Here is a 21,208-nt window from a genome sequence, read left to right on the forward strand (position 1 = left end):
GAAGGGGAAAAACTGATGGCCAATATTCTAGTTGTCGACGATGAGATGGGAATTCGGGAGCTGTTGTCCGAAATTCTCGGCGATGAAGGGCATGTCGTCACTACAGCCGAGAATGCCCATCAGGCACGCGCCGAACGCGCCGCTGCGAAGCCGGATCTGGTGCTCCTGGATATCTGGATGCCGGATACCGATGGCGTCACGCTGCTCAAGGAATGGCAGCGCGATGGTTTGCTGACCATGCCGGTGATCATGATGTCCGGCCATGCAACGATTGATACCGCCGTCGAAGCAACCCGTATCGGCGCACTCAATTTCCTCGAAAAACCGATCTCGCTGCAAAAACTGCTGAAAGCCGTACAACAAGGTTTAACGCGTGGTCAGGAACCGGCACGCGTGTCGACCGCACCACCTGTACGTGCCCCTATCGCTCAGCACGAATCTCATTCCGTGCGTCACATCGGCACCGACAACGGTCTGCCGCAAACGACACCCCCGCTGCCCGTCTATCCGCCCGTATCGGCACCAGCCACCACCACAGAGCCGCACTTTTTCACCGCCTCGTTCGAACTGCCATTACGCGAAGCACGCGATGCATTCGAACGCGCTTATTTCGAACATCATCTCGGTCGTGAAGGCGGCAGCATGACACGCGTTGCGGAAAAAACCGGACTTGAGCGCACCCATCTGTATCGCAAGCTCAAGCAACTCGGTGTTGAACCAGGAAAGGCCTCCAAGCGAGGAACATGATCCCCACCACCTTGGTGACCGGCAGCTCTTCCTTTCACCGCGATACCGCCATCCTCTCGCAGCTCGATCCCGCGCTCCACACTGCCATCATTCTGGAAGGCCTGTCGGACGGCCGCGATGTCTTTCCCTCTCCCGACGTGTCCCGCATTCAACTGCACCGTATTGCCGCTGGCTGTATGTGTTGTACTGGCAATCTTGTCATGCGCGTTACCTTAAACCGACTGCTGCGCAGCAAACCGGATCGTCTTTTCATTTCGGTCGCCAACGACTTGCACTTGGCACAATTACGCGACGTGCTAATGGCCCCCCCCTACGATCAATATCTCAACTTGACGGATGACCTCAGGTTGCCATGAAGCAATGGCAACTTCTGCGTTTGAACGCTGTCTCTTTTATGTAAAAGATTGAAAAATGCCACGCAAAGGCATCATTCTTGCTCAACAATTAAAGCAATCTTCCGTTAACCCTAAGTAAGAGACTTCACCATCAAGCTGTAAGAGTGCCCGGCGGCAATCTTGAAATTCAGCATTCAAGTGCCATGTTCCTACCAACGCAATCGTTCGATTGCGATCGCTACAGGAGAGTGTTATGAACTTGATTTATAACAGCGAGCAGTACAGCGTCGTGGAATTTGGTGCAGACAGTGATCAGGATGCACTGCGTTTTGGTGGCTACGAGATCATGGATAAACCGGCAAAGCGGGAAATCTTTATTGCCGGCCCCATGGCGGAATCCTTCCGTCAGAATGTCCGTGACCTGATTGCAAGCGAACCCAGTGAAGAGGAAATCGATGATTTTCTGGGTGCCTATGATGTCATGATGAGTCAGCCGATGACGTTTCACTAGGATTGCACCTGCATCTTTTCACGCGCGTGCAAGTCACTTAAAATTCAGTCTTGCTGTGCCTGCATTGATCGGCAACGATCATGCAGGCATTTTTATTTTTTACTTTGCATGATCGTGCAATGCATGCCAACTCCTCTCCCATCGTTAGCAGTCAGACTGGCATTCACGAACAATTGCCAACACTTGTCGCGCGCCATGCAACACATACGTTTCAAAAGCCGGTAGCCAGCTACAATCAACGCAGTTTCGATCAGAACATCGGGATCTGGAAAAAGGCCGGGAGCAAACCGTTGATTCTCGATACCGGTTGCGGTGTCGGACTGTCAACGTTGCATCTGGCCACGCAATTTCCGGATCATTTCGTCATTGGCATCGATCAGTCGGAAGATCGCATCACCCGCAATACGCAATGGCCTCAGGCGGTACCGGAAAATTTCATATGCGTACGCGCGGATTTGGTCGACTACTGGCGGCTCATGCTGGCGCACGGCATTTTTCCAGCACGACAGTACCTGCTTTATCCCAATCCATGGCCAAAGATCGGACACCTCTCACGCCGCTGGCATGGGCATCCGGTCTTTCCCACTATCGTTGCACTGGGCGGCCTAATTGAATGTCGCAGTAACTGGGCGCTGTACGTCGAAGAATTCGCTGCCGCTGTCACGCAGCTGAGCGGACAAGATGTGCAGGCAGAACGGTACATCCCCACGCATACCATCACGCCGTTTGAAGCCAAATATCTGGCCTCCGGGCATGCACTCTGGCGGTGTATGGCGACATTGCCGCCAAAAATCTGAGCAGCTTTCCGCCGCTCGTGCAGTCAACTCGTGATACTGTGTGGACCCACATTTCGTAACCAGATAGCGTTTTACCATGTGTCAGCTTCTCGCAATGAATTGCAATGTACCAACCGATATCGTGTTCAGCTTCACCGGCTTTGCAACACGCGGCGGTGGCACCGATCATCATGCAGATGGGTGGGGCATTGCGTTTTTTGAAGGAGCAGGCGTACGCCACTTTGTCGATCACGAAGCCGCCATCAGATCGCCGATTGCCGATCTCATCCGCAAGTATCCGATCAAATCCAAAAACGTCATCGCGCATATCCGCAAGGCGACGCAAGGCAGGGTCGCACTGGAAAATTGCCACCCTTTCGTCAGAGAACTCTGGGGACGTTATTTCGTCTTTGCGCACAATGGTGACCTAAAGGGGTTTGCACCACAGCTCGATGGCCCCTTTCAGCCGGTTGGCACTACAGATAGTGAAGCAGCGTTTTGCTACATCCTGCAGGAGTTAAGACGTCGTTTCGACGATGCTTTACCAATGTTGCCGCAATTGCGTGAAGCGATTGCCGAATTGTGTGCCGAACTTTCTGCATACGGCACCTTCAACATGATGCTGTCGGATGGCTCCGTGATGTTTGCGCATTGCTCAACCAATCTGCATTACATTGTGCGTCAGTATCCATTCACACAAGCGGCACTCAGCGATGAAGATCTGAGCGTGGATTTTTCGGAAGTGACGACACCCAACGATCGCGTCGCCGTCATCGTGACCGAGCCCTTGACCAGCAACGAAATCTGGACCCCCTTCAGGGAAGGTGAACTCAAGGTCTTTATCGACGGACTACCCGTCGAATAACTCAAAGCAGCGGCGCCAGCCAGCCAGCAACGCGCTCCTTGAGCTTTTCATAAACAGGTCGATTTTTCCATTCTTCGTACGTTATGCGATGCGCATGACGCAAGTCTTCGTTGAAGACAACGACTTGCGATCGCGCAAAATCGGCATTGTAGATATTGAGATTTGCTTCATCGTTCATGCGGAATGAGCGGTCATCGAAATTGGTGGAACCGACCGATACCATGAGATCGTCAATAATCATGACCTTGCAATGAAACATGGTCGGCTCGTACTCATAAATCTCGATACCGGCCGCCAGCAATTCACCCCACATGCTGCGCGAAGAACGTCGCACGATATCGACATCCATATGCTCGCCGGGCACGATGATCTGAATTTTCACGCCACGCTTTGCCGCATCGATGAGTACCTGCCGCGTCATCTCATCGGGCACGAAATAGGAAATGGAAAGCTGTACGCTTTTCTGCGCCGCCGTCAGCGCCAGCAAATACATAAGCCGCATGCTTTCACTACCGCCTTGCGGCGAGCTGCTGAATACCTGCGCATGATGATTGCCGACCTCTTCCAACTCGGGAAAATAACCGGGGCCATCCAGAACCTGCCCCGTGGTTTTGATCCAGTTGTCGACGGCGACGGCCTGCATCTGCGCCACGGCCGGTCCTTCGATGCGATAGTGCGAATCTCGCCAATGTTCGGGATCTTGCGCATCGCCTGTCCATTGCGCGGCAATTCCAACACCGCCTGTAAAGCCGATGCGGCCATCGACAATCAATAACTTGCGATGCGTGCGGTTATTCATGCGCGCCAGGTTATACCAACGCAAAGGATGATATTTACGCACTTCGACGCCAGCCTGCTCCATGACGTCCAGATATGCCTGCTCCATCTTGCTGCTGCCGACCCAGTCGATCAGCACGTGCACTTTCACGCCGGCGCGTGCGCGTTCGGCGAATGCTTCGGCAAACTGCTTGCCGATATCGCCAGACCAATAGATATACGTTTCGAAGTTGATTGTATGGCGGGCGCCACGGATCGCCTCCAGCATGGAGGGAAAGATTTCGTCACCGTTCATCAATGCCGTCGTGCGATTGCCGCCGACAATGGTCGGGCCAAGCAATGCGCCCATGGTGCGTTCAAACTGCGGATCCGAGAGTGCGTAGAGACGCGGAATTTCTTCGCGAACCTTCTTCTGGCCCATCGTGAAATTGAGACCCAGCAGCACAACAACCAGCGTCACGGTCATGGTGCCGAGAATAATCAGGAGTTTGCTTCTTCTTGTCCGATCTTTCCAGTTTATTCTCGTTCTCATGTAACTCCGTCTAGGTTAGATTAGGCGATAGCCAGCGCTCCACGTCTTCCTTGGCGACGCCGCGTCGCATTGCCATATCGGTCACTTGATCGTCGCCGATCTTGCCGACCACGAAGTACTTCGATTCGGGATGGGCAAAGTAGAAGCCGGATACTGCCGCACCCGGGAACATCGCAAACGACTCCGTCAGTTGCATGCCGATCTCTTCCGCCTTCAGCGTCTTGAACATGTCGACCTTGACGGTATGCTCAGGACAAGCCGGATAACCGGGAGCAGGGCGAATGCCGACATACACCTCCTTGATCAGCTCTTCATTGCTGAGCTTTTCGTCTGGCACATAGCCCCACAGATCGGTACGCACACGTTCGTGCAGATACTCTGCAAAGGCTTCTGCAAGACGATCGGCCAGCGACTTGAGCATGATCGACGAATAATCGTCATGCGCATCTTCGAATCGCTTCTCATACTTCTCGATACCCAAACCGGCTGTTACAGCGAACAGACCGATGTAATCGGCCACGCCCGAAGACTTGGGTGCAATGAAATCGGACAGGCACTGATTTGGACGTTGTACGCCATCGACCACCGGTTTGACTGTCTGTTGCCGCACACCGTAATACGTAAAGGCAACCTCTTTGCGGGTGTCGTCGGTATAGACTTCGATATCGTCGTCATTGACGGTATTGGCCGGGAGCAGGGCGATCACGCCGTTGGCGGTCAGCCAGCGGCCTTCAATGACTTTCTTGAGCAAGGCCTGGCCTTCTTCAAACACCTTGCTCGCCGCCTCGCCCACCACCTCATCAGTCAGAATGGCAGGGAAGGGACCAGCCAGATCCCAGGTCTGGAAGAACGGACCCCAGTCGATGTAGCGTGCGAGCGTGGCGAGATCGACATTGCGGAATTCGCGACGACCGATAAACTTTGGTTTAACCGGCTTGTTGTCTCCATCGAATGACAACTGCATGCGGTTGGCGCGCGCCTCTGCCAGCGTCAGCATGGGTGTCGCTTTCCGATTGGCATGTTGTTCGCGGATGCGCTCGTAATCGGCTGCGATCTCGGCCACATACGCATCGCGTTGCTCAGGCGTCAACAACGATTGCGCCACCGACACCGAGCGCGAAGCGTCCGGCACGTAGACCACCGGACCATCGTAGTTGTTGGCAATTTTGACGGCGGTATGTGCACGGCTGGTGGTCGCGCCGCCGATCAGCAAGGGCGTCTGCAAACCCCGAAAGTATTCGTCGCGTTGCATTTCCTTGGCGACGTACGCCATCTCTTCGAGCGATGGCGTAATCAGGCCAGACAGGCCGATAATGTCGGCATTCTCTTCCTTCGCCTTTGCGAGAATTTCGGAACACGGCACCATGACGCCCATGTTGACGACTTCGAAGTTGTTGCACTGCAGGACGACCGAGACGATGTTCTTGCCGATATCGTGCACATCGCCCTTGACGGTGGCGATGACGATCTTGCCCTTGGGTTTGGCAACCACACCTGTTTCGATTTCGAGCTGGCGCTTTTCTTCCTCGATGAACGGAATCAGATGCGCCACCGCCTGCTTCATCACGCGCGCAGACTTCACGACCTGCGGCAGGAACATCTTGCCCTGACCGAACAGATCGCCGACCACATTCATGCCATCCATCAGCGGCCCTTCGATCACATGGATCGGACGGCCACCATCATTCATGACTTCCTGACGCGCTTCTTCGGTATCCTCGACAATCCATTGCGTGATGCCATGCACGAGCGCATGCGACAGACGCTGGCGCACAGGATTGTTACGCCATTCGAGTGTCGCCTCTTCCTTCTTGTCGCCAGCCTTGAGCGTGGCCGCGAATTCGATCATGCGCTCGGTCGCATCTTCACGACGATTGAGCACCACGTCTTCCACGCGCTCGCGCAACTCGGCAGGCAGATCGTCATACACCCCGACCATCCCCGCGTTGACGATGCCCATCGTCATGCCGGCCTTGATCGCGTGGTACAGGAAGACCGTGTGAATGGCTTCACGTGCCGGATCGTTGCCGCGGAAGCTGAAGCTGACATTGGACACGCCACCGCTGATCTTCGCACGCGGCAGGTTTTCCTTGATCCAGCGCACGGCGTTGATGAAATCGACGGCGTAGTTGTTGTGCTCCTCGATACCCGTCGCCACCGCAAAGATGTTCGGATCGAAGATGATGTCTTCCGGCGGGAAGTTCAGTTCGTTGACCAGCAGCCAGTAGGCGCGGCCACAGATCTCGATTTTGCGTTCAAAGGTATCGGCCTGACCTTTTTCATCAAAGGCCATGACGATGACGGCGGCACCGTAACGCTGGCACAGACGAGCCTCGTGCAGGAATTTCTCTTCACCTTCCTTCATCGAGATCGAATTGACGATGGCCTTGCCCTGCACGCATTTCAGGCCGGCCTCGATCACATTCCATTTCGACGAATCGATCATGATCGGTACGCGTGCGATATCAGGCTCGGATGCCACCAGATTCAGGAAGCGCGTCATCGCTGCCTGCGAATCCAGCATCGCTTCATCCATGTTGATATCGATGACTTGTGCACCGTTCTCAACCTGCTGACGTGCGACGGCCAGCGCTTCGTCGTATTGCTCGTTGATGATCAGACGCGCAAAGGCTTTCGAACCCGTGACGTTGGTACGTTCACCGACGTTGACGAATAACGAGCTGTCATCAACGATGAAAGGTTCGAGACCGGACAACTTGAGCGCGGGATCGACCTCAGGAATGTCACGCGGCTTGATGGATTTGACCGTTTCCGCAATCGCGCGAATATGATCGGGCGTGGTGCCGCAACAGCCGCCTGCGACATTGACGAAACCGCTATTGGCAAATTCTTCGAGCAGCGATGACGTCACATCCGGCGTTTCGTCGAAACCCGTATCGCTCATTGGATTCGGCAAACCGGCGTTCGGATAGATGCAGACATGCGTATCCGCGATTTTTGACAGTTCTTGTGCATACGGACGCATCAGAGTCGCGCCCAGCGCGCAGTTCAATCCAACCGTCAACGGTTTGGCATGGCGCACCGAGTGCCAGAACGCGGGGACGGTCTGACCTGACAGGATACGACCCGATGCATCGGTCACCGTGCCCGAAATCATGATCGGCAAACGCTTGCCGGACTCTTCGAAGAACTGATCAATCGCAAACAGTGCCGCCTTGCAGTTCAGCGTATCGAAAATGGTTTCGACCAGCAGCACGTCGGCTCCGCCTTCGACAAGACCACGCGTCTGTTCGAGATAGGCCGCCGCCAGTTGATCAAAGGTCACGTTCCGTGCACCCGGATCGTTGACGTCAGGCGAAATCGAGGCGGTCTTCGGCGTCGGGCCGAGTGCGCCGGCGACGAAGCGTGGTTTGTCCGGCGTCGAATACTTGTCGCACGCAGCACGCGCAAGCTTGGCCGATACCACGTTCATCTCGTAGGCAAGATGCGCCATGTGGTAATCGTCCTGCGCCACCGTCGTCGCGCCAAAGGTATTCGTTTCGATGAGATCGGCACCGGCCGCCAGATACTGTTCGTGGATCGTGCTGATCACGTCAGGACGCGTGAGCGACAATAGCTCGTTGTTTCCTTTGACGAACAGTTCCTTGCCGGGCACGGCGAAGGCGGCAAAGCGCTCGCCGCGATAATCTTCCTCGGTCAACTTGTATTGCTGGATCATGGTGCCCATGGCGCCATCCAGAATCAGGATGCGTTTGGACATCAGGTCGCGTAACAGGACTTCGGTATCGGAAGGAGCGGCGTTCTTCATCGTCATTTCTCTGGTATGGCTTCACTGCGCAAAATGCAAAAAACCCGGCCTGCAGTCGGACCGGGTTTTGCACCTACGCCGCTTTAGCAGAATTTGGATAAACGGCATGAAACCGTTCTGCGCCCGCAAGCTGGTTTGACCTGTTCAATCAAATCGGCGCGAAAGACAAAATTATACGTGAAATCAAGGGTTTGCGGCCAGCCAAATCAGCTGAAACGACCACCTTCCAACGGAAAGCCCTTGAGGAACTCGGCGGCAGACAATCGCTTGCCGCCTGGCTTCTGCAATTCGCTGACACGCAAGGCACCTTCACCGCACGCCACGAGCACACCATCTTGCGGATTGGCCGCGATGACCTGGCCCGGCGACCACGTTCCGGCATCCACCGCTTCGGCGCGCCAGAATTTGACTGCCATCCCATTAAAATCGGCAGAAGCCCCGGGAAACGGCATGAAGGCGCGCACCTTGCGCGCCAGCACGGATGCCGGCAACGCGAAATCGAGCGCAGCCTCTTCCTTGGCGATCTTGGCAGCATAGTTGGCGCCATCAGGCTGCGGTGTCGCAATCAGGGGGCCTCGTTCCATCTGGCGTAACGTATCAACAATCATGCGCCCACCCAACTCTGCCAGCTTGTCATGCAGACTCGCCGTCGTGTCATCGTCGGCAATCGGCAAAGCTTGCATCGCGAGCATCGGGCCGGTATCCAGTCCCAATTCCATCTGCATGATGGTCACACCGGTTTCAGCATCGCCCGCTTCGATCGCACGATGAATGGGAGCCGCACCACGCCAGCGCGGCAGCAACGACGCATGAATATTGACGCAGCCGCGCGGCGGAATATCCAGCACGGACTGCGGCAGGATCAAGCCGTATGCAGCCACCACCATCACGTCATGTGGCGTCGCCTTCAGCAACGCATGTGCATCGGCAGCGACATCCGGATACTTGCCATCCAGGCGCAGTGATACCGGTTGTGCCACCGGCATACCATGCGCAACGGCAAACTGCTTGACAGCCGATGCCTGCAATTGCATGCCACGTCCGGCAGGGCGGTCAGGCTGCGTCAGTACCAGCGGAATTTCAAATCCCGCTGCATGCAAGGCCGCCAGTGCAACGGCGGCAAATTCCGGCGTGCCGGCAAAAATGATTTTCATGGCGATCCAGTACCCGGCGGAAGATGAAAATAAAAAAGCGGGCGACTGCAAAGACGCCCGCCCGATGCGCAGGAAAAGCTCAGCGTGCAGCCGCGCGTTGCGCGCTACGCGCCAGTTCGCGCTCTTCCTTGACGAGTTTGGTCTTGATGCGATTGCGTTTGAGTGGCGACAGGTATTCGACGAACACCTTGCCCTTCAGATGATCCATTTCATGCTGAATGCAGACTGCCAGCAAACCATCCGCATCCACTTCAAACGGCTGCCCCTCCACATCAAAGGCTCGCACCTTCACACGCGCAGGGCGCTCGACACCGTCGTAGATGCCGGGTACCGACAAGCAGCCTTCATCGTAGACCTGCTTTTCCTCACTGGCCCAAAGAATTTCCGGATTGATGTACGCGCGCAGTTGATTATGTTCTTCCGAGACATCGATCACGATGATCTGCTCGTGCACATCGATCTGTGTCGCGGCCAGACCAATACCCGGTGCATCGTACATGGTCTCGGCCATGTCCTCGACCAGCTTCTTGATGCGCGCATCAAATACGCTGACCGGCTTGGCAACCTTGTGCAGACGCGGATCGGGATATCGCAGGATAGGCAGTAAGGACATACGGGCTTTTGCGCAACAGAGCGGCGAATCGTTGACAGGGTTTCTTGCTACTTCAATGGTTTATGTGCAGAATTTGATTCACTATGGCAAGTATTTTGACGAAATCAACGCTCGTCCAACACCTGCGGCAGCACATCAGATGGCGTCACAATTGACGGAAACAACCGGACACACCATGAAAAATTTTAGCACAGCTGCACTTTTCCTCGCACTTGCCTCTGTTGTCCTTCCCGCTCAATCTCAGTCCTCCGGCCGCTGCACTTTTCTCCCCAATGCCCCCGATCAGCATGTCGTCGTACGAGGCGATACGTTGTGGGATATTTCGGGACGTTTTCTCGAACAACCCTGGTGCTGGCCGCAAGTCTGGAACCTGAATCGTGATCAGATTCGCAATCCGCACTGGATTTATCCAGGTCAGGTTGTCTATTTTGACCGCACAACCGGTCGCCTTTCCCTCAGTCGCAACAACGGTGCCGCTGGTACTGACGCGCCTGGCACCGTGCGTCTTTCCCCGGAAATTCGCACCAGCGCACTCGGACCGGATGCCATCAGTTCCATCTCTCTCAGCGAGATCGGACCGTTCCTGTCGCAACCACTGATTGTCGATGCAGATGAACTGACTACCAGTCCACGCATCATCGCCGCACAGGAAGAACGCGTCGTCATCGGCAACGGCGATATCGCCTATGTGCGTGGCGCACTGGGCGACAAAACGGAGTTTCATGTGTTCCGGGCAGGCAAGCCGCTCAAGGACCCAGGCACGCAGAAAATCATCGGCTACGAAGCAGCCTATCTTGGCGCGGCAAATCTGAAACGTGCCGGCACCACCGTTGAGCAACCGCATACCATCATCATCACGAAATCAAAGGAAGAAATGGGCATCGGCGATCGCCTGTTGCCGGTTGAACCAACCTCTTTCCTTAATTTCGTGCCGCATGCACCGGAACAACGCGTCGACGCGCAAATCGTTTCTGTCTATAACGGCGTCACACATGCCGGGCAAAATCAGATCGTCACCATCAATCGAGGCAAGAAGGATGGTCTCGATATTGGCAGCGTGCTGCAACTGCAGCGTCTTGGCAAAACCATTGTTGACCGCACAAGCGGTCGCAAAGAAACCGTCAAGCTACCCGATGAACATTACGGCAATCTGTTTATCTTCCGCGTGTTCAACAACATCTCCTACGGTCTGGTGATGCAAGTGCGCGACACCGTGCAGATTGGCGATATCGCCAGCTCACCAGAATAAAGAGGGCATGACAGCGCGCCCGTCGAAAGAGATGCGCCATGCCCCGCCTGACGACGATCTGAGCGCATGGCTGCGATTAATGCAAACGCCGGGCGTCGGCGCAGAAACCGCACGACGTCTGCTGGGGCACTTTGGCCTGCCGCAGGCTATTTTCAACGCAGATATTCCCGCTCTGCGCGACTGCGTTAGCGAACGCATAGCCCAGGCCTTGCTGGCACCGCCCTCTGATGCACTTCTTGCTCTCATCGAGCGCACACACGAATGGGCTGCACAGGAAGGCAATCACATCCTGACACTGGCAGACAGCAACTATCCGCCATGCCTGTTGGAAATCCCCGATCCACCGATCATTCTCTATGCCAAAGGCAAACCTGCCTTGCTGTCGCAAATGGCACTGGCAGTCGTCGGCAGTCGCAATGCGACGGCACAAGGTATCGCCAATGCAGAAAAATTTTCAGAGAATCTGAGTCAAGCCGGTTTGACGATCGTTTCCGGCATGGCGCTCGGCATCGATACGGCCGCCCATGAAGGCGGCTTGAAAGGTAACGGTTCGACGATTGCGGTGATCGGCACCGGTTGTGATCTGGTCTATCCGGCACGCAATCGCACCCTCGCACATCGGATTGCCGAACAAGGCTGTCTATTGAGCGAGTATGCACTTGGCACACCCGCCATCGCCAGCAATTTCCCGCGTCGCAACCGCATCATCAGCGGGCTCGCACGCGGTGTGCTGGTGATCGAGGCTGCCCTGCAATCCGGCTCGCTGATTACAGCGCGCATGGCAGCAGAGCAGGGTAGAGACATGTTCGCCATTCCCGGTTCGATTCACTCGCCACTCGCCAAGGGATGTCATCAACTCATTAAGCAGGGCGCCAAGTTGGTGGAATCCGCGCAGGACATTCTGGAAGAACTGCAGTACGTATCACCTGCGTCGATTTCGATGAAGGCGAGCACGCAAGACATGGTGGAAGACACGCAAACTGACGATGACAGCAGCATCGTTCTGCATGCCATGGGGTTCGATCCAGTCGATGTCGATACGCTTGCAGCCCGATGTGCGATGGACGCCGCGGCACTTAGCGCACAACTACTCTCCCTCGAACTGGCCGGTCGTGCGGAAATGCTGCCCGGCGGCATGTATCGCCGGATTGACTGACACGAAAGCGTTAGCACGTCGACACGCTTGGATGTCATCCTGAAAACGAAATCGTGCCAAACCTGTATTTCCTTTCATTTTGGACATCGCGGCCACGCAACAAACCCTGTCTTTTCTATCGACACACGCCGTTTTCAGGTATGCTTAAACCAAGTAAGCGCTGTCTCTGATCTGCCGCTGTCGTCACAACTCTCATAGGTAATTTTGCAGAGCGTGATTCTTGAGCATTCGATCCTGGTGGCATTCGAAAGAATGTTGCCTTAACCCAAGCGCTACGGTGAAGCCATGTTCGACGTTTTAGTTTATTTGTACGAAACCTATTACCGGCCGGATGCCTGTCCTGAATCCGACGTGCTGGTAAAGAAACTCTCCGCCATCGGATTTGAGGAAGAGGAAATCGCCAAGGCGCTTGGCTGGTTGACTGCTCTGGCGCAAACCAACGATGCCTTCTCCGATAATTATCCGCATCAGACCGCTTTCTCTTTCGGCATCCGTATTTACGCAGATCGCGAGATCGACGTCATCGGTACGCCCGGCATCGGTTTCATCCAGTTTCTCGAATCGGCCAAGCTGATCAATCCGATCCAGCGCGAGATCATCGTTGAACGCGCCCTGGCTGCCGCCGAATCGCCCATCTCGCTCGACAAACTCAAGGTCATCGTCCTGATGGTGTTGTGGAGCCAGGGCAAGGAACCGGATGGCCTGATCTTCGACGAACTGTTTGTCGACGAAGACGACGCCACACCGCGCATGCTGCACTGATCGGTGCAGCACTCTTGCGACGGGCATGGATTGCTGATGCGACCATGCCCGTTCACGTTTTGGCGTACCTCTTAAGCAACTCTTTCCGCTTCCGTCCGCTCCTGCTTGCGAATTTTGCCGCAACGCGCTTATCATTGCCCGCTTGACGGGCGTGTAATTGTTATATTAGAGCCCGTTCCCCGCCGCAACTTGCTTTCAAGGCAACTTTGGGTGGCGTGTACTGCGCGCAGTTTGCCGCGTTTCTTTCGAGACTCACTATATATATGACAAAAACCCTCATCATTGCCGAGAAGCCATCCGTCGCGAACGATATCGCGAAGACGCTCGGCGGCTTCACCAAGCACGATGAGTATTTCGAATCCGACGAATACGTCCTGTCGTCCGCGGTCGGCCATCTGGTCGAGATCGCGGTTCCTGAAGAATATGACGTCAAGCGCGGCAAATGGACCTTTACCCATTTGCCGATGATTCCGCCGCACTTTGCGCTGAACCCGATTGCCAAGACCGAATCGCGCCTCAAGGTGCTGAACAAGCTGATCAAACGCAAGGATGTCACCGGCCTGATCAACGCCTGCGATGCGGGGCGAGAAGGCGAACTGATCTTCCGTCTGATTGCGCAATACGCCAAGGCCAAGCAGCCGATTCAACGTCTGTGGCTGCAATCGATGACGCCAACTGCCATCCGCGAAGCGTTCAAGAATTTGCGCAGCGACGCCGACATGACGCCGCTGGCCGATGCTGCCCGTAGCCGCAGCGAGGCGGATTGGCTGATCGGCATCAACGGCACGCGCGCGATGACAGCCTTCAATTCGAAAGAAGGCGGCTTCTATCTGACGACCGTGGGTCGCGTACAGACGCCAACGCTGTCGATCGTGGTCAACCGCGAAGAGAAAATCAAGAAGTTCGTCCCGCGCGATTACTGGGAAGTGCGTGCCGAATTCGTCTGCGCTGCCGGCATCTATCAGGGCCGCTGGCTGGACACCAAGTTCAAGAAGGACGAAACCGATCCGGAGAAGCGTGCCGAGCGTCTGTGGAGCAAGGCGGCTGCCGAATCCATCGTCGCCGCCTGCCGCGGCAAGATCGGCGTTGTTACGGAAGAGTCCAAGCCAACCACGTCGATGGCACCGGCACTGTTCGATCTGACCAGCCTGCAGCGCGAAGCCAATGCACGCTTTGGCTTTTCGGCCAAGAATACGCTGGGTCTGGCACAAGCGCTGTACGAAAAACACAAGGTCCTGACCTATCCGCGTACCGATTCGCGTCATCTGCCGGAAGACTACCTGCCGACCGTGCTGGAAACCCTGGAAACATTGGCCGAGAACAATAATTACCATCAGTTCTCCAAACAGATTACCAACGGCAAATGGGTCAAACCAAACAAGCGGATCTTCGACAATACGAAGATCAGCGATCACTTTGCGATCATCCCGACCACGCAAGCGCCGAAAAATCTGTCCGAGCCAGAGCAAAAGCTGTACGACCTCGTCACGCGCCGCTTCATGGCGATTTTCTTCCCTGCCGCAGAATTCCAGGTCACCACGCGCTTTACCGAAGTCTCGGGCCATCAGTTCAAGACAGAAGGCAAAGTGCTGACCAACCCCGGCTGGCTGGCGGTCTACGGCAAGGACGTGGACGAAGAGAAGGATGGCGAAAATAGCGGCAATCTGGTGCCGGTCGCCAAGGATGAAAAGGTCAAGACCGAATCGGTTGTCGCCAACGGCCTCGTCACCAAGCCGCCTGCACGCTATTCGGAAGCAACGCTGTTGTCCGCAATGGAAGGCGCTGGCAAGCTGATCGACGACGGTGAACTGCGCGATGCGATGGCCGGCAAAGGCCTTGGTACGCCAGCGACGCGCGCTGCCATCATCGAAGGTCTGCTGACCGAAAAATACCTGCTGCGCGAAGGCCGCGAGCTGATCCCGACTGCCAAGGCATTCCAGTTGATGACCTTGCTGCACGGCCTGGGCGTCGACGAACTGACCGAGCCGGAACTGACCGGCGAATGGGAATACAAGCTGTCCGAAATCGAACGCGGCAAGATCAGTCGCGAAGAATTCATGCGCGAAATCGCGCAGATGGCGCAGATCATCGTCAAGCGTGCCAAGGAGTACGACAACGACACGATTCCCGGCGACTATGCAACGTTGCAGACACCATGTCCGAACTGCGGGGGCGTGGTGAAGGAAAACTATCGTCGCTTTGCCTGTACCAAGTGCGAATTCTCGATGACCAAGGTGCCAGGCGGTCGTCAATTTGAAATCAGCGAAGTTGAAGAGCTGCTGGCCAACCGCACCATCGGCCCGCTGCAAGGCTTCCGTTCGAAGATGGGACGTCCGTTCGCTGCCGTGCTGAAGATTTCGCGCGACGAAGAGATCAAGAACTACAAGCTCGAGTTCGATTTCGGCCAGAACGACGATGACGAGAATGCCGAACCGGTCGATTTCAGTGATCAGACCTCGCTTGGCCCCTGTCCGAAATGCGCCGGTGGCGTGTACGAGCAACCGCTTTCTTATGTCTGCGAAAACTCGGTTGCCAAACCCAAGACCTGTGACTTCCGTAGCGGCCGCATCATCCTGCAACAGGAAATCCTGCCGGAACAGATGCGCAAGCTGCTTAACGACGGCAAAACGGATCTGCTGCCAGGCTTCATCTCGCAACGTACGCGTCGCGCCTTCAAGGCCTATCTGGTCAAGGGCAAGGATGGCAAGGTGAGTTTCGAGTTCGAGCCGCGCAAGGAGAAGGCACCTGCCAAAGGCAAGGCGACTGCAGACAAGGACCAGGCCGGTGATGCCACCGAAGCCACGCCAAAAGCAGCAGCCAAGAAAACGGCGAGCAAGACCGCGGCGAAAAAACCTGCCGCCAAGAAAGTAGCCGCAAAAAAAACGGCTGCGAAGAAAACCGCAAAGTAAGCGCCCTTGCAACGCGATAAAAAAATCCCGGCAGATATCAGGTCTGGCCGGGATTTTTAATGTCGAACACCCATGAGTGATCCGGTTCGTTCGCTCACCGATCTGCGAGGTCTGATCCTGCCTGCATCGCACTCACTGACGCGATCGTTTCTGTCTGCTACTGACTTGCTGCGTTTGGTCAGCCAACCAAAGCCGCATGCCTTCTGAGCATGCGGCCTGCAGATGCCGAAGCGTCCATCAGGCGGCCAATGCCATCTCTTCCTGCGAACGGGTCAGCAGAACCGGGATCGATTTCGATGTCGGCGTATTGCAAATATCGCCCGTACTGTGCAGCGGCACCAGCGGATTGGTTTCCGGATAGTAGGCGCCGATACAGCCACGTGGAATATCGTAAGCCACGATCAGGAAGCGATTTGCACGACGCTCAATTCCGTCATCCCACACCGTCGACATATCGACCCAGTCGCCAGCCTTGAAACCCAGCATCTCGATATCTTCCGGGTTGATGAAGACCACACGGCGTTGACCGAACACGCCGCGATACCGATCGTCGAGTGCATAGATCGTCGTGTTGTACTGATCGTGCGAACGCGTTGTCATCAGGGTCATCAACTGATCGCCATGCAACTGTTTGGCACGGCGAATCGGGGTATCACGCTGCACTTTATGCGGGATGAAATTCGCCTTGCCCGTATCGGTCAGCCATTCCCTTTCGCGTGATGCCACTCGCAGATGAAAACCTCCTGGTTGCGCGATGCGTTCGTTGTAGTTTTCAAACCCGTCCAGTACGCTTTCAATCGCATCGCGGATACGATCGTAGTCACTGGCATAACCGAGCCAGTCGATCTTGTCCGAGCCCAATGTCGCATGCGCAATGTTGGCAACGATGGCCGTTTCCGACATCAGGTTTTTCGATGCCGGTTTATTCATACCGTACGAGATGTGCACCATGCTCATCGAATCTTCCACCGTCACACCTTGCGGCACGCCGTTCTGCACATCAATCTCGGTACGGCCCAGCGTTGGCAGGATCAAGGCGTCCTTGCCGTGTATAAGATGGCTGCGATTGAGTTTGGTCGTGATATGCACAGTCAGATCACATGAGCGCAACGCGTCAAACGTGCGCGGCGTATCCGGCGTCGCCATGACAAAATTGCCGCCCAGCCCGATAAAAACCTTGACGTGGCCTTCCAGCATTTCTTGCACTGTTTCGACCACATCAAGGCCATGCTCGCGTGGCGGCTCGAAGTTGAATGCTTTGCCAAGACGATCCAGAAATTCCTGCGATGGCTGTTCTTCGATACCGACGGTACGATTGCCTTGCACATTGGAGTGCCCGCGTACGGGACATAATCCTGCACCTTCACGGCCGATATTGCCACGCATCATCAGCAGGTTCGACAGCATGTGGACGGTCTGTACCGAATGCTTGTGCTGCGTGATGCCCATACCCCACGTTGCGATCACACGCTTGCCGTTGACATAGATGCGCGTCAGCGTCTCGATGTGTTCACGCGAGACACCCGCCTCATCAATCAGCTCCTGCCAATCCTGCATGCGCAAATCATCGGCAAACGCATCGAATCCATGCGTGTGTTGCGCGATGAAATCAGCATCCAACACGCGCTCGCGGCCTTGTGCAATCGCCTCGTCATCCAGTTCAAGCGTACGTTTTGCCACGCCCTTGATGAGCGCAAAATCGCCACCCAGTTTGGGCTGGATAAACGTCGAGGCAATCTTGGTGCTCGACATCGTCAACATTTCAAGCATGCTTTGCGGATCAGTAAAGCGTTCCAGACCACGCTCGCGCAATGGATTGATCGAGACAATCACGGCACCACGTTTGGATGCTTCGCGCAGTTCACCCAGCATGCGCGGATGATTGGTCGCCGGGTTTTGCCCAAAAATCAACAAGGTGTCAGCTTGCTCAAAGTCGTGCAACGTCACCGTGCCTTTGCCGACACCAACGGTGGCGGGCAAGCCGCGGCTGGTTGCCTCATGACACATGTTCGAGCAATCAGGAAAGTTGTTGGTACCAAACATGCGTACGAACAATTGATAGACAAACGCGGCTTCATTGCCGGCGCGACCAGACGTATAAAACGCCGCGCGAGCCGGGTTGTCGAGCTTGTTCAGATGCGAGGCGATCAGTTTGAAAGCGTGATCCCACGAGATCGGTACATACTTGTCCGTCTGCGCGTCATACACCATCGGATCCGTCAGGCGTCCATGCTGCTCCAGTTCGTAATCCGATTGCGCCATCAGCGTGGCGACGGTGTTGGCTTCAAAGAAAGCCGGCGTCACACGCTTGGTCGTCGCTTCTGCCGCAACGGCTTTGACACCGTTCTCGCAAAATTCGAAAGTCGATGCGTGTTCGCGATCCGGCCACGCGCACCCCGGACAGTCAAACCCTTCCGGCTGATTCTGCTTGAACAGCGTGCGATAGTTGCCGCCCGCAACCTTTTCCTTGATCAGATTGATCGCGACATATTTGACCGCACCCCAGCCACCTGCGGCGTGATGATAAGGTTCGATGCTGGCTTTCGATTTCAACTTTTCCATGGCGAATCAGGATTCCGTTAAAACGGCTGGGCGTCATGGTCAGGTTCCTGCATGCTCACTGTCTGCCGTACGGATAACAGCGTACGTTCCCCTGATCACACAAGGGGCATACACATTTCCACAAATAAAAAGAGTACAGTTGCGATGACGAACTGCTTAATATTTGAGCAATGAATACGAGTCATCAATCTTGAGAAAAGAGACATGACTGTCATCAGGGGTATGCGTGAAGCTGTACGAAAAACTGGCAACGGAAATTGAAGAACAAATTGCGCGTGGCGTTTTTCACGTGGGAGAACGTCTGCCGTCGATACGACAGATGAGCCAGCATCATGCACTGAGCATCACCACCGTCGTCCATGCGTATTTGTTATTGGAAAGCAAAGGCATCGTCGAAAGCCATCCGCAATCCGGTTACTTTGTGCGTGAATCGGCAAAGACCGTACAGCCGGCATTGCGTACTTCACAACCGATTGCCGTATCCTCGCATGTGGATGTGAGTCGCCTTGTTTTATCGACACTGCGTTCGATCGGCAGTCACGATGCCATTCCACTTGGCTCGCCCTATCCCGATCCTGCGCTCTTCCCGTCGGAGAAAATCAATCGTCGCGCCTACAGCATTGCACGTCGCAAAACGCAGTGGGGCGTGACCGACGCGCTGCCGCCGGGCAATCCGCATCTGATCCGCCAGATTGCCCGGCGCTATTTGCAAAACGGCACACCCATCGATCCAAACGAAATCGTCGTCACCATCGGCGCAACCGAAGCGATCAATCTCTGTCTGCAAGCCGTTGGCAAAACCGGTGATACCGTTGCGGTCGAGTCGCCCACGTTCTACGCCATGTTGCATGCGATCGAACGCATGGGCATGAAAGCGATAGAAGTTGCAACCCATCCGCAGCAAGGCATCGATCTCGACGCGTTGAAAGAAGTGATGGACCAGCAACCGATTGCGGCGTGCATGGTGATGTCAAATTTCCAGAATCCGCTTGGCTTTCAGATGCCGGATGAAAAGAAACAGGCACTCGTCAATCTGATGACAGAGCGCAAGGTGCCCCTGATCGAAAACGATGTGTACAACGAACTGTACTTTGGCGATGTGCATCCCAGGTCGCTCAAGTCGTATGACACGGAAGGTTATGTGATGCATTGCGCATCGTTCTCCAAGAGTCTGACGACGGCTTCAAGGATTGGCTGGGCAATGCCCGGTCGTTATCGTGATCATGTCGAGAAACTGAAATTTCTGAATACCCTGACGACACCGACTTTCCCGCAGCTGGCGATTGCCGAGTATCTGGAACACGATGGTTACGAGCATCACTTGCGTCATGTACGTAAAGTGTACGCACAACAAGCCAACATGATGCGCGCTGCGGTGCAACGCTTCTTCCCGGCAGGTACGCTGACATCACAACCCAAAGGCGGCTATGTGCTGTGGGTAGAGCTGCCGGCTGGCGTGGATTCGATGAAGCTGTACGAACGTGCGCTGGAACGCGGCATCACGATCGGTCCCGGCACGATGTTCTCGATCAGCGACAGCTATCGCAACTTCATCCGCCTCAATTACAGCTACGCATGGTCGCGCGACATCGACGAAGCACTCAAGACACTCGGCCAACTCGTCGCCGATTGCCTGCGCAAGCAGGCGCCATCCAGCTGACGATACGCCACTGCAACAGTTGATGGGCCGCATGCCCCATCCTATAATCGATGACACTGACACAGGCAACGCAGAGAGCCGTGCACCGATCATGGACACAAAGGAAAACGCATGGCGACACAGGATGCATCGCAGGAGGGCGACGGCCTGGATCCGGTCAAGGTGACCATATTGCGGCATCTGTGGGAGGCATCGCAGGAAGCCGCGCAAGATAGTCAGGCAACGCCGTGGTCACTGGCCAAGCTGAGCAAGCGCACCTGCATCCCGATGAGTACCTTGCTGCGTGTTCTCAATGAATTTGAAGGCGCCGGGATCGTTGATCTGACGACGCAGGAAGATGGCCGCAGTTTTGCCGCGCTGAACGAAACCGGCATCGACATTTTTCCTTCGCTATTCGGCACGCAGTAGCCAGCGACTGCCGCACAGCGCCTGGCCTACCCATCTTTTGTATGGACGCGGCTTCCTTACGCATAGACACCGTTTTCAGGCGCGTCGCTATTCGGATAGACGCAAGGAGATCGACGGCATGTCCGACTGTAAGCGTCCCGTAAGAAAAAAATAGGAATAATGCCGGATCGATCGGCAAAATTCGGGGCAGGCAAAAAAAATTCAAACAGATTGCAGCCTCCGCTACAATCAACTTACCTCTGGAATATCCAGACTGATCGACTCAATGATTGCGGCATCGATGTGTCTTGCTTCATGCGCATCGACTCTGCGTTCCCTTGCAGACTAGCGCCGTCCCGCGGCGCTTACAAAATGAAAGGAGTTCGACCACTCTCACTTTCTTCTTGGACAATCCATCAGAGATCTGCCAAGGCTCCATGACTT

General features: G+C 55.4%; 17 protein-coding genes. 12 read left to right on the forward strand and 5 right to left on the reverse strand.

Annotated features, from left to right (window positions below; translation table 11 throughout):
* Window positions 1-15: 15 nt before the first annotated feature.
* The 5 genes from IEV29_RS08460 (at window position 16) to IEV29_RS08480 (ending at window position 3,234) form a co-directional block, all read left to right on the forward strand.
* Window positions 16-747 carry a response regulator gene (locus tag IEV29_RS08460; protein ID WP_188380755.1) on the forward strand — a complete coding sequence of 244 codons (732 nt, stop codon included), beginning with the start codon at window positions 16-18 and terminating at the stop codon, window positions 745-747.
* On the forward strand, window positions 744-1,103 hold the full coding sequence (locus tag IEV29_RS08465; protein WP_188380756.1) for a P-loop NTPase family protein: 360 nt from the start codon (window positions 744-746) through the stop codon (window positions 1,101-1,103). Before IEV29_RS08460 ends, IEV29_RS08465 begins: the two co-directional genes overlap by 4 nt.
* A 232-nt stretch (window positions 1,104-1,335) precedes the next feature.
* Entirely contained in the window at window positions 1,336-1,593 is a 258-nt protein-coding gene (locus IEV29_RS08470; protein ID WP_188380757.1) for a BTH_I0359 family protein, read from the forward strand.
* A gap of 119 nt (window positions 1,594-1,712) precedes the next feature.
* Window positions 1,713-2,390, forward strand: a complete 678-nt coding sequence (gene trmB / locus IEV29_RS08475; RefSeq protein ID WP_188380758.1) for a tRNA (guanine(46)-N(7))-methyltransferase TrmB — start codon at window positions 1,713-1,715, stop codon at window positions 2,388-2,390.
* 76 nt (window positions 2,391-2,466) lie between these two features.
* A complete protein-coding gene (locus tag IEV29_RS08480; RefSeq protein WP_188380759.1) occupies window positions 2,467-3,234 on the forward strand; it encodes a class II glutamine amidotransferase in 768 nt (255 codons plus the stop codon).
* A 1-nt stretch (window position 3,235) separates the two neighbouring features.
* Here IEV29_RS08480 and cls read toward each other — a convergent pair whose 3' ends face one another.
* The 4 genes from cls to def all read right to left on the reverse strand — a co-directional run bounded on the left by cls (window position 3,236) and on the right by def (window position 10,079).
* Window positions 3,236-4,543, reverse strand: a complete 1,308-nt coding sequence (gene cls / locus IEV29_RS08485) for a cardiolipin synthase (RefSeq protein WP_188380760.1) — start codon at window positions 4,541-4,543, stop codon at window positions 3,236-3,238.
* 10 nt (window positions 4,544-4,553) lie between these two features.
* The gene (gene metH / locus IEV29_RS08490) at window positions 4,554-8,312 is read right to left on the reverse strand and encodes a methionine synthase (protein ID WP_188380761.1); all 3,759 of its coding nucleotides are present in this window, start codon (window positions 8,310-8,312) and stop codon (window positions 4,554-4,556) included.
* A gap of 206 nt (window positions 8,313-8,518) precedes the next feature.
* Window positions 8,519-9,466, reverse strand: coding sequence for a methionyl-tRNA formyltransferase (fmt, locus tag IEV29_RS08495; RefSeq protein ID WP_188380762.1), 948 nt, complete (start codon window positions 9,464-9,466; stop codon window positions 8,519-8,521).
* Window positions 9,467-9,545: 79 nt separating this feature from the next.
* A complete protein-coding gene (gene def / locus IEV29_RS08500) occupies window positions 9,546-10,079 on the reverse strand; it encodes a peptide deformylase (RefSeq protein WP_188380763.1) in 534 nt (177 codons plus the stop codon).
* 175 nt (window positions 10,080-10,254) lie between these two features.
* On the opposite strand from def, the gene IEV29_RS08505 reads away from it, so the two are divergent.
* The 5 genes from IEV29_RS08505 to IEV29_RS16280 all read left to right on the forward strand — a co-directional run bounded on the left by IEV29_RS08505 (window position 10,255) and on the right by IEV29_RS16280 (window position 16,362).
* A complete protein-coding gene (locus tag IEV29_RS08505; protein WP_188380764.1) occupies window positions 10,255-11,328 on the forward strand; it encodes a LysM peptidoglycan-binding domain-containing protein in 1,074 nt (357 codons plus the stop codon).
* 7 nt (window positions 11,329-11,335) lie between these two features.
* Window positions 11,336-12,484: a DNA-processing protein DprA gene (gene dprA / locus IEV29_RS08510; protein ID WP_229726285.1), complete on the forward strand. Its 1,149-nt coding sequence runs from the start codon at window positions 11,336-11,338 to the stop codon at window positions 12,482-12,484.
* A gap of 285 nt (window positions 12,485-12,769) precedes the next feature.
* Entirely contained in the window at window positions 12,770-13,246 is a 477-nt protein-coding gene (locus tag IEV29_RS08515; protein ID WP_188380765.1) for a Smg family protein, read from the forward strand.
* Between the two features lie 263 nt (window positions 13,247-13,509).
* A complete protein-coding gene (locus tag IEV29_RS08520) occupies window positions 13,510-16,155 on the forward strand; it encodes a DNA topoisomerase III (protein WP_188380766.1) in 2,646 nt (881 codons plus the stop codon).
* Between the two features lie 72 nt (window positions 16,156-16,227).
* A complete protein-coding gene (locus tag IEV29_RS16280) occupies window positions 16,228-16,362 on the forward strand; it encodes a hypothetical protein (protein ID WP_268234296.1) in 135 nt (44 codons plus the stop codon).
* A gap of 30 nt (window positions 16,363-16,392) precedes the next feature.
* Here IEV29_RS16280 and IEV29_RS08525 read toward each other — a convergent pair whose 3' ends face one another.
* On the reverse strand, window positions 16,393-18,717 hold the full coding sequence (locus IEV29_RS08525) for an FdhF/YdeP family oxidoreductase (RefSeq protein ID WP_188380767.1): 2,325 nt from the start codon (window positions 18,715-18,717) through the stop codon (window positions 16,393-16,395).
* Window positions 18,718-18,943: 226 nt separating this feature from the next.
* Between IEV29_RS08525 and IEV29_RS08530 the strand changes: the two genes are divergently transcribed.
* On the forward strand, window positions 18,944-20,377 hold the full coding sequence (locus IEV29_RS08530) for an aminotransferase-like domain-containing protein (protein WP_188380768.1): 1,434 nt from the start codon (window positions 18,944-18,946) through the stop codon (window positions 20,375-20,377).
* A gap of 111 nt (window positions 20,378-20,488) precedes the next feature.
* A complete protein-coding gene (locus IEV29_RS08535) occupies window positions 20,489-20,785 on the forward strand; it encodes a helix-turn-helix transcriptional regulator (RefSeq protein WP_188380769.1) in 297 nt (98 codons plus the stop codon).
* Window positions 20,786-21,208: the final 423 nt, after the last annotated feature.

Origin of the sequence: Oxalicibacterium faecigallinarum, assembly GCF_014635705.1 — a bacterium.
Taxonomy (GTDB): Bacteria; Pseudomonadota; Gammaproteobacteria; order Burkholderiales; family Burkholderiaceae_D; genus Oxalicibacterium; species Oxalicibacterium faecigallinarum.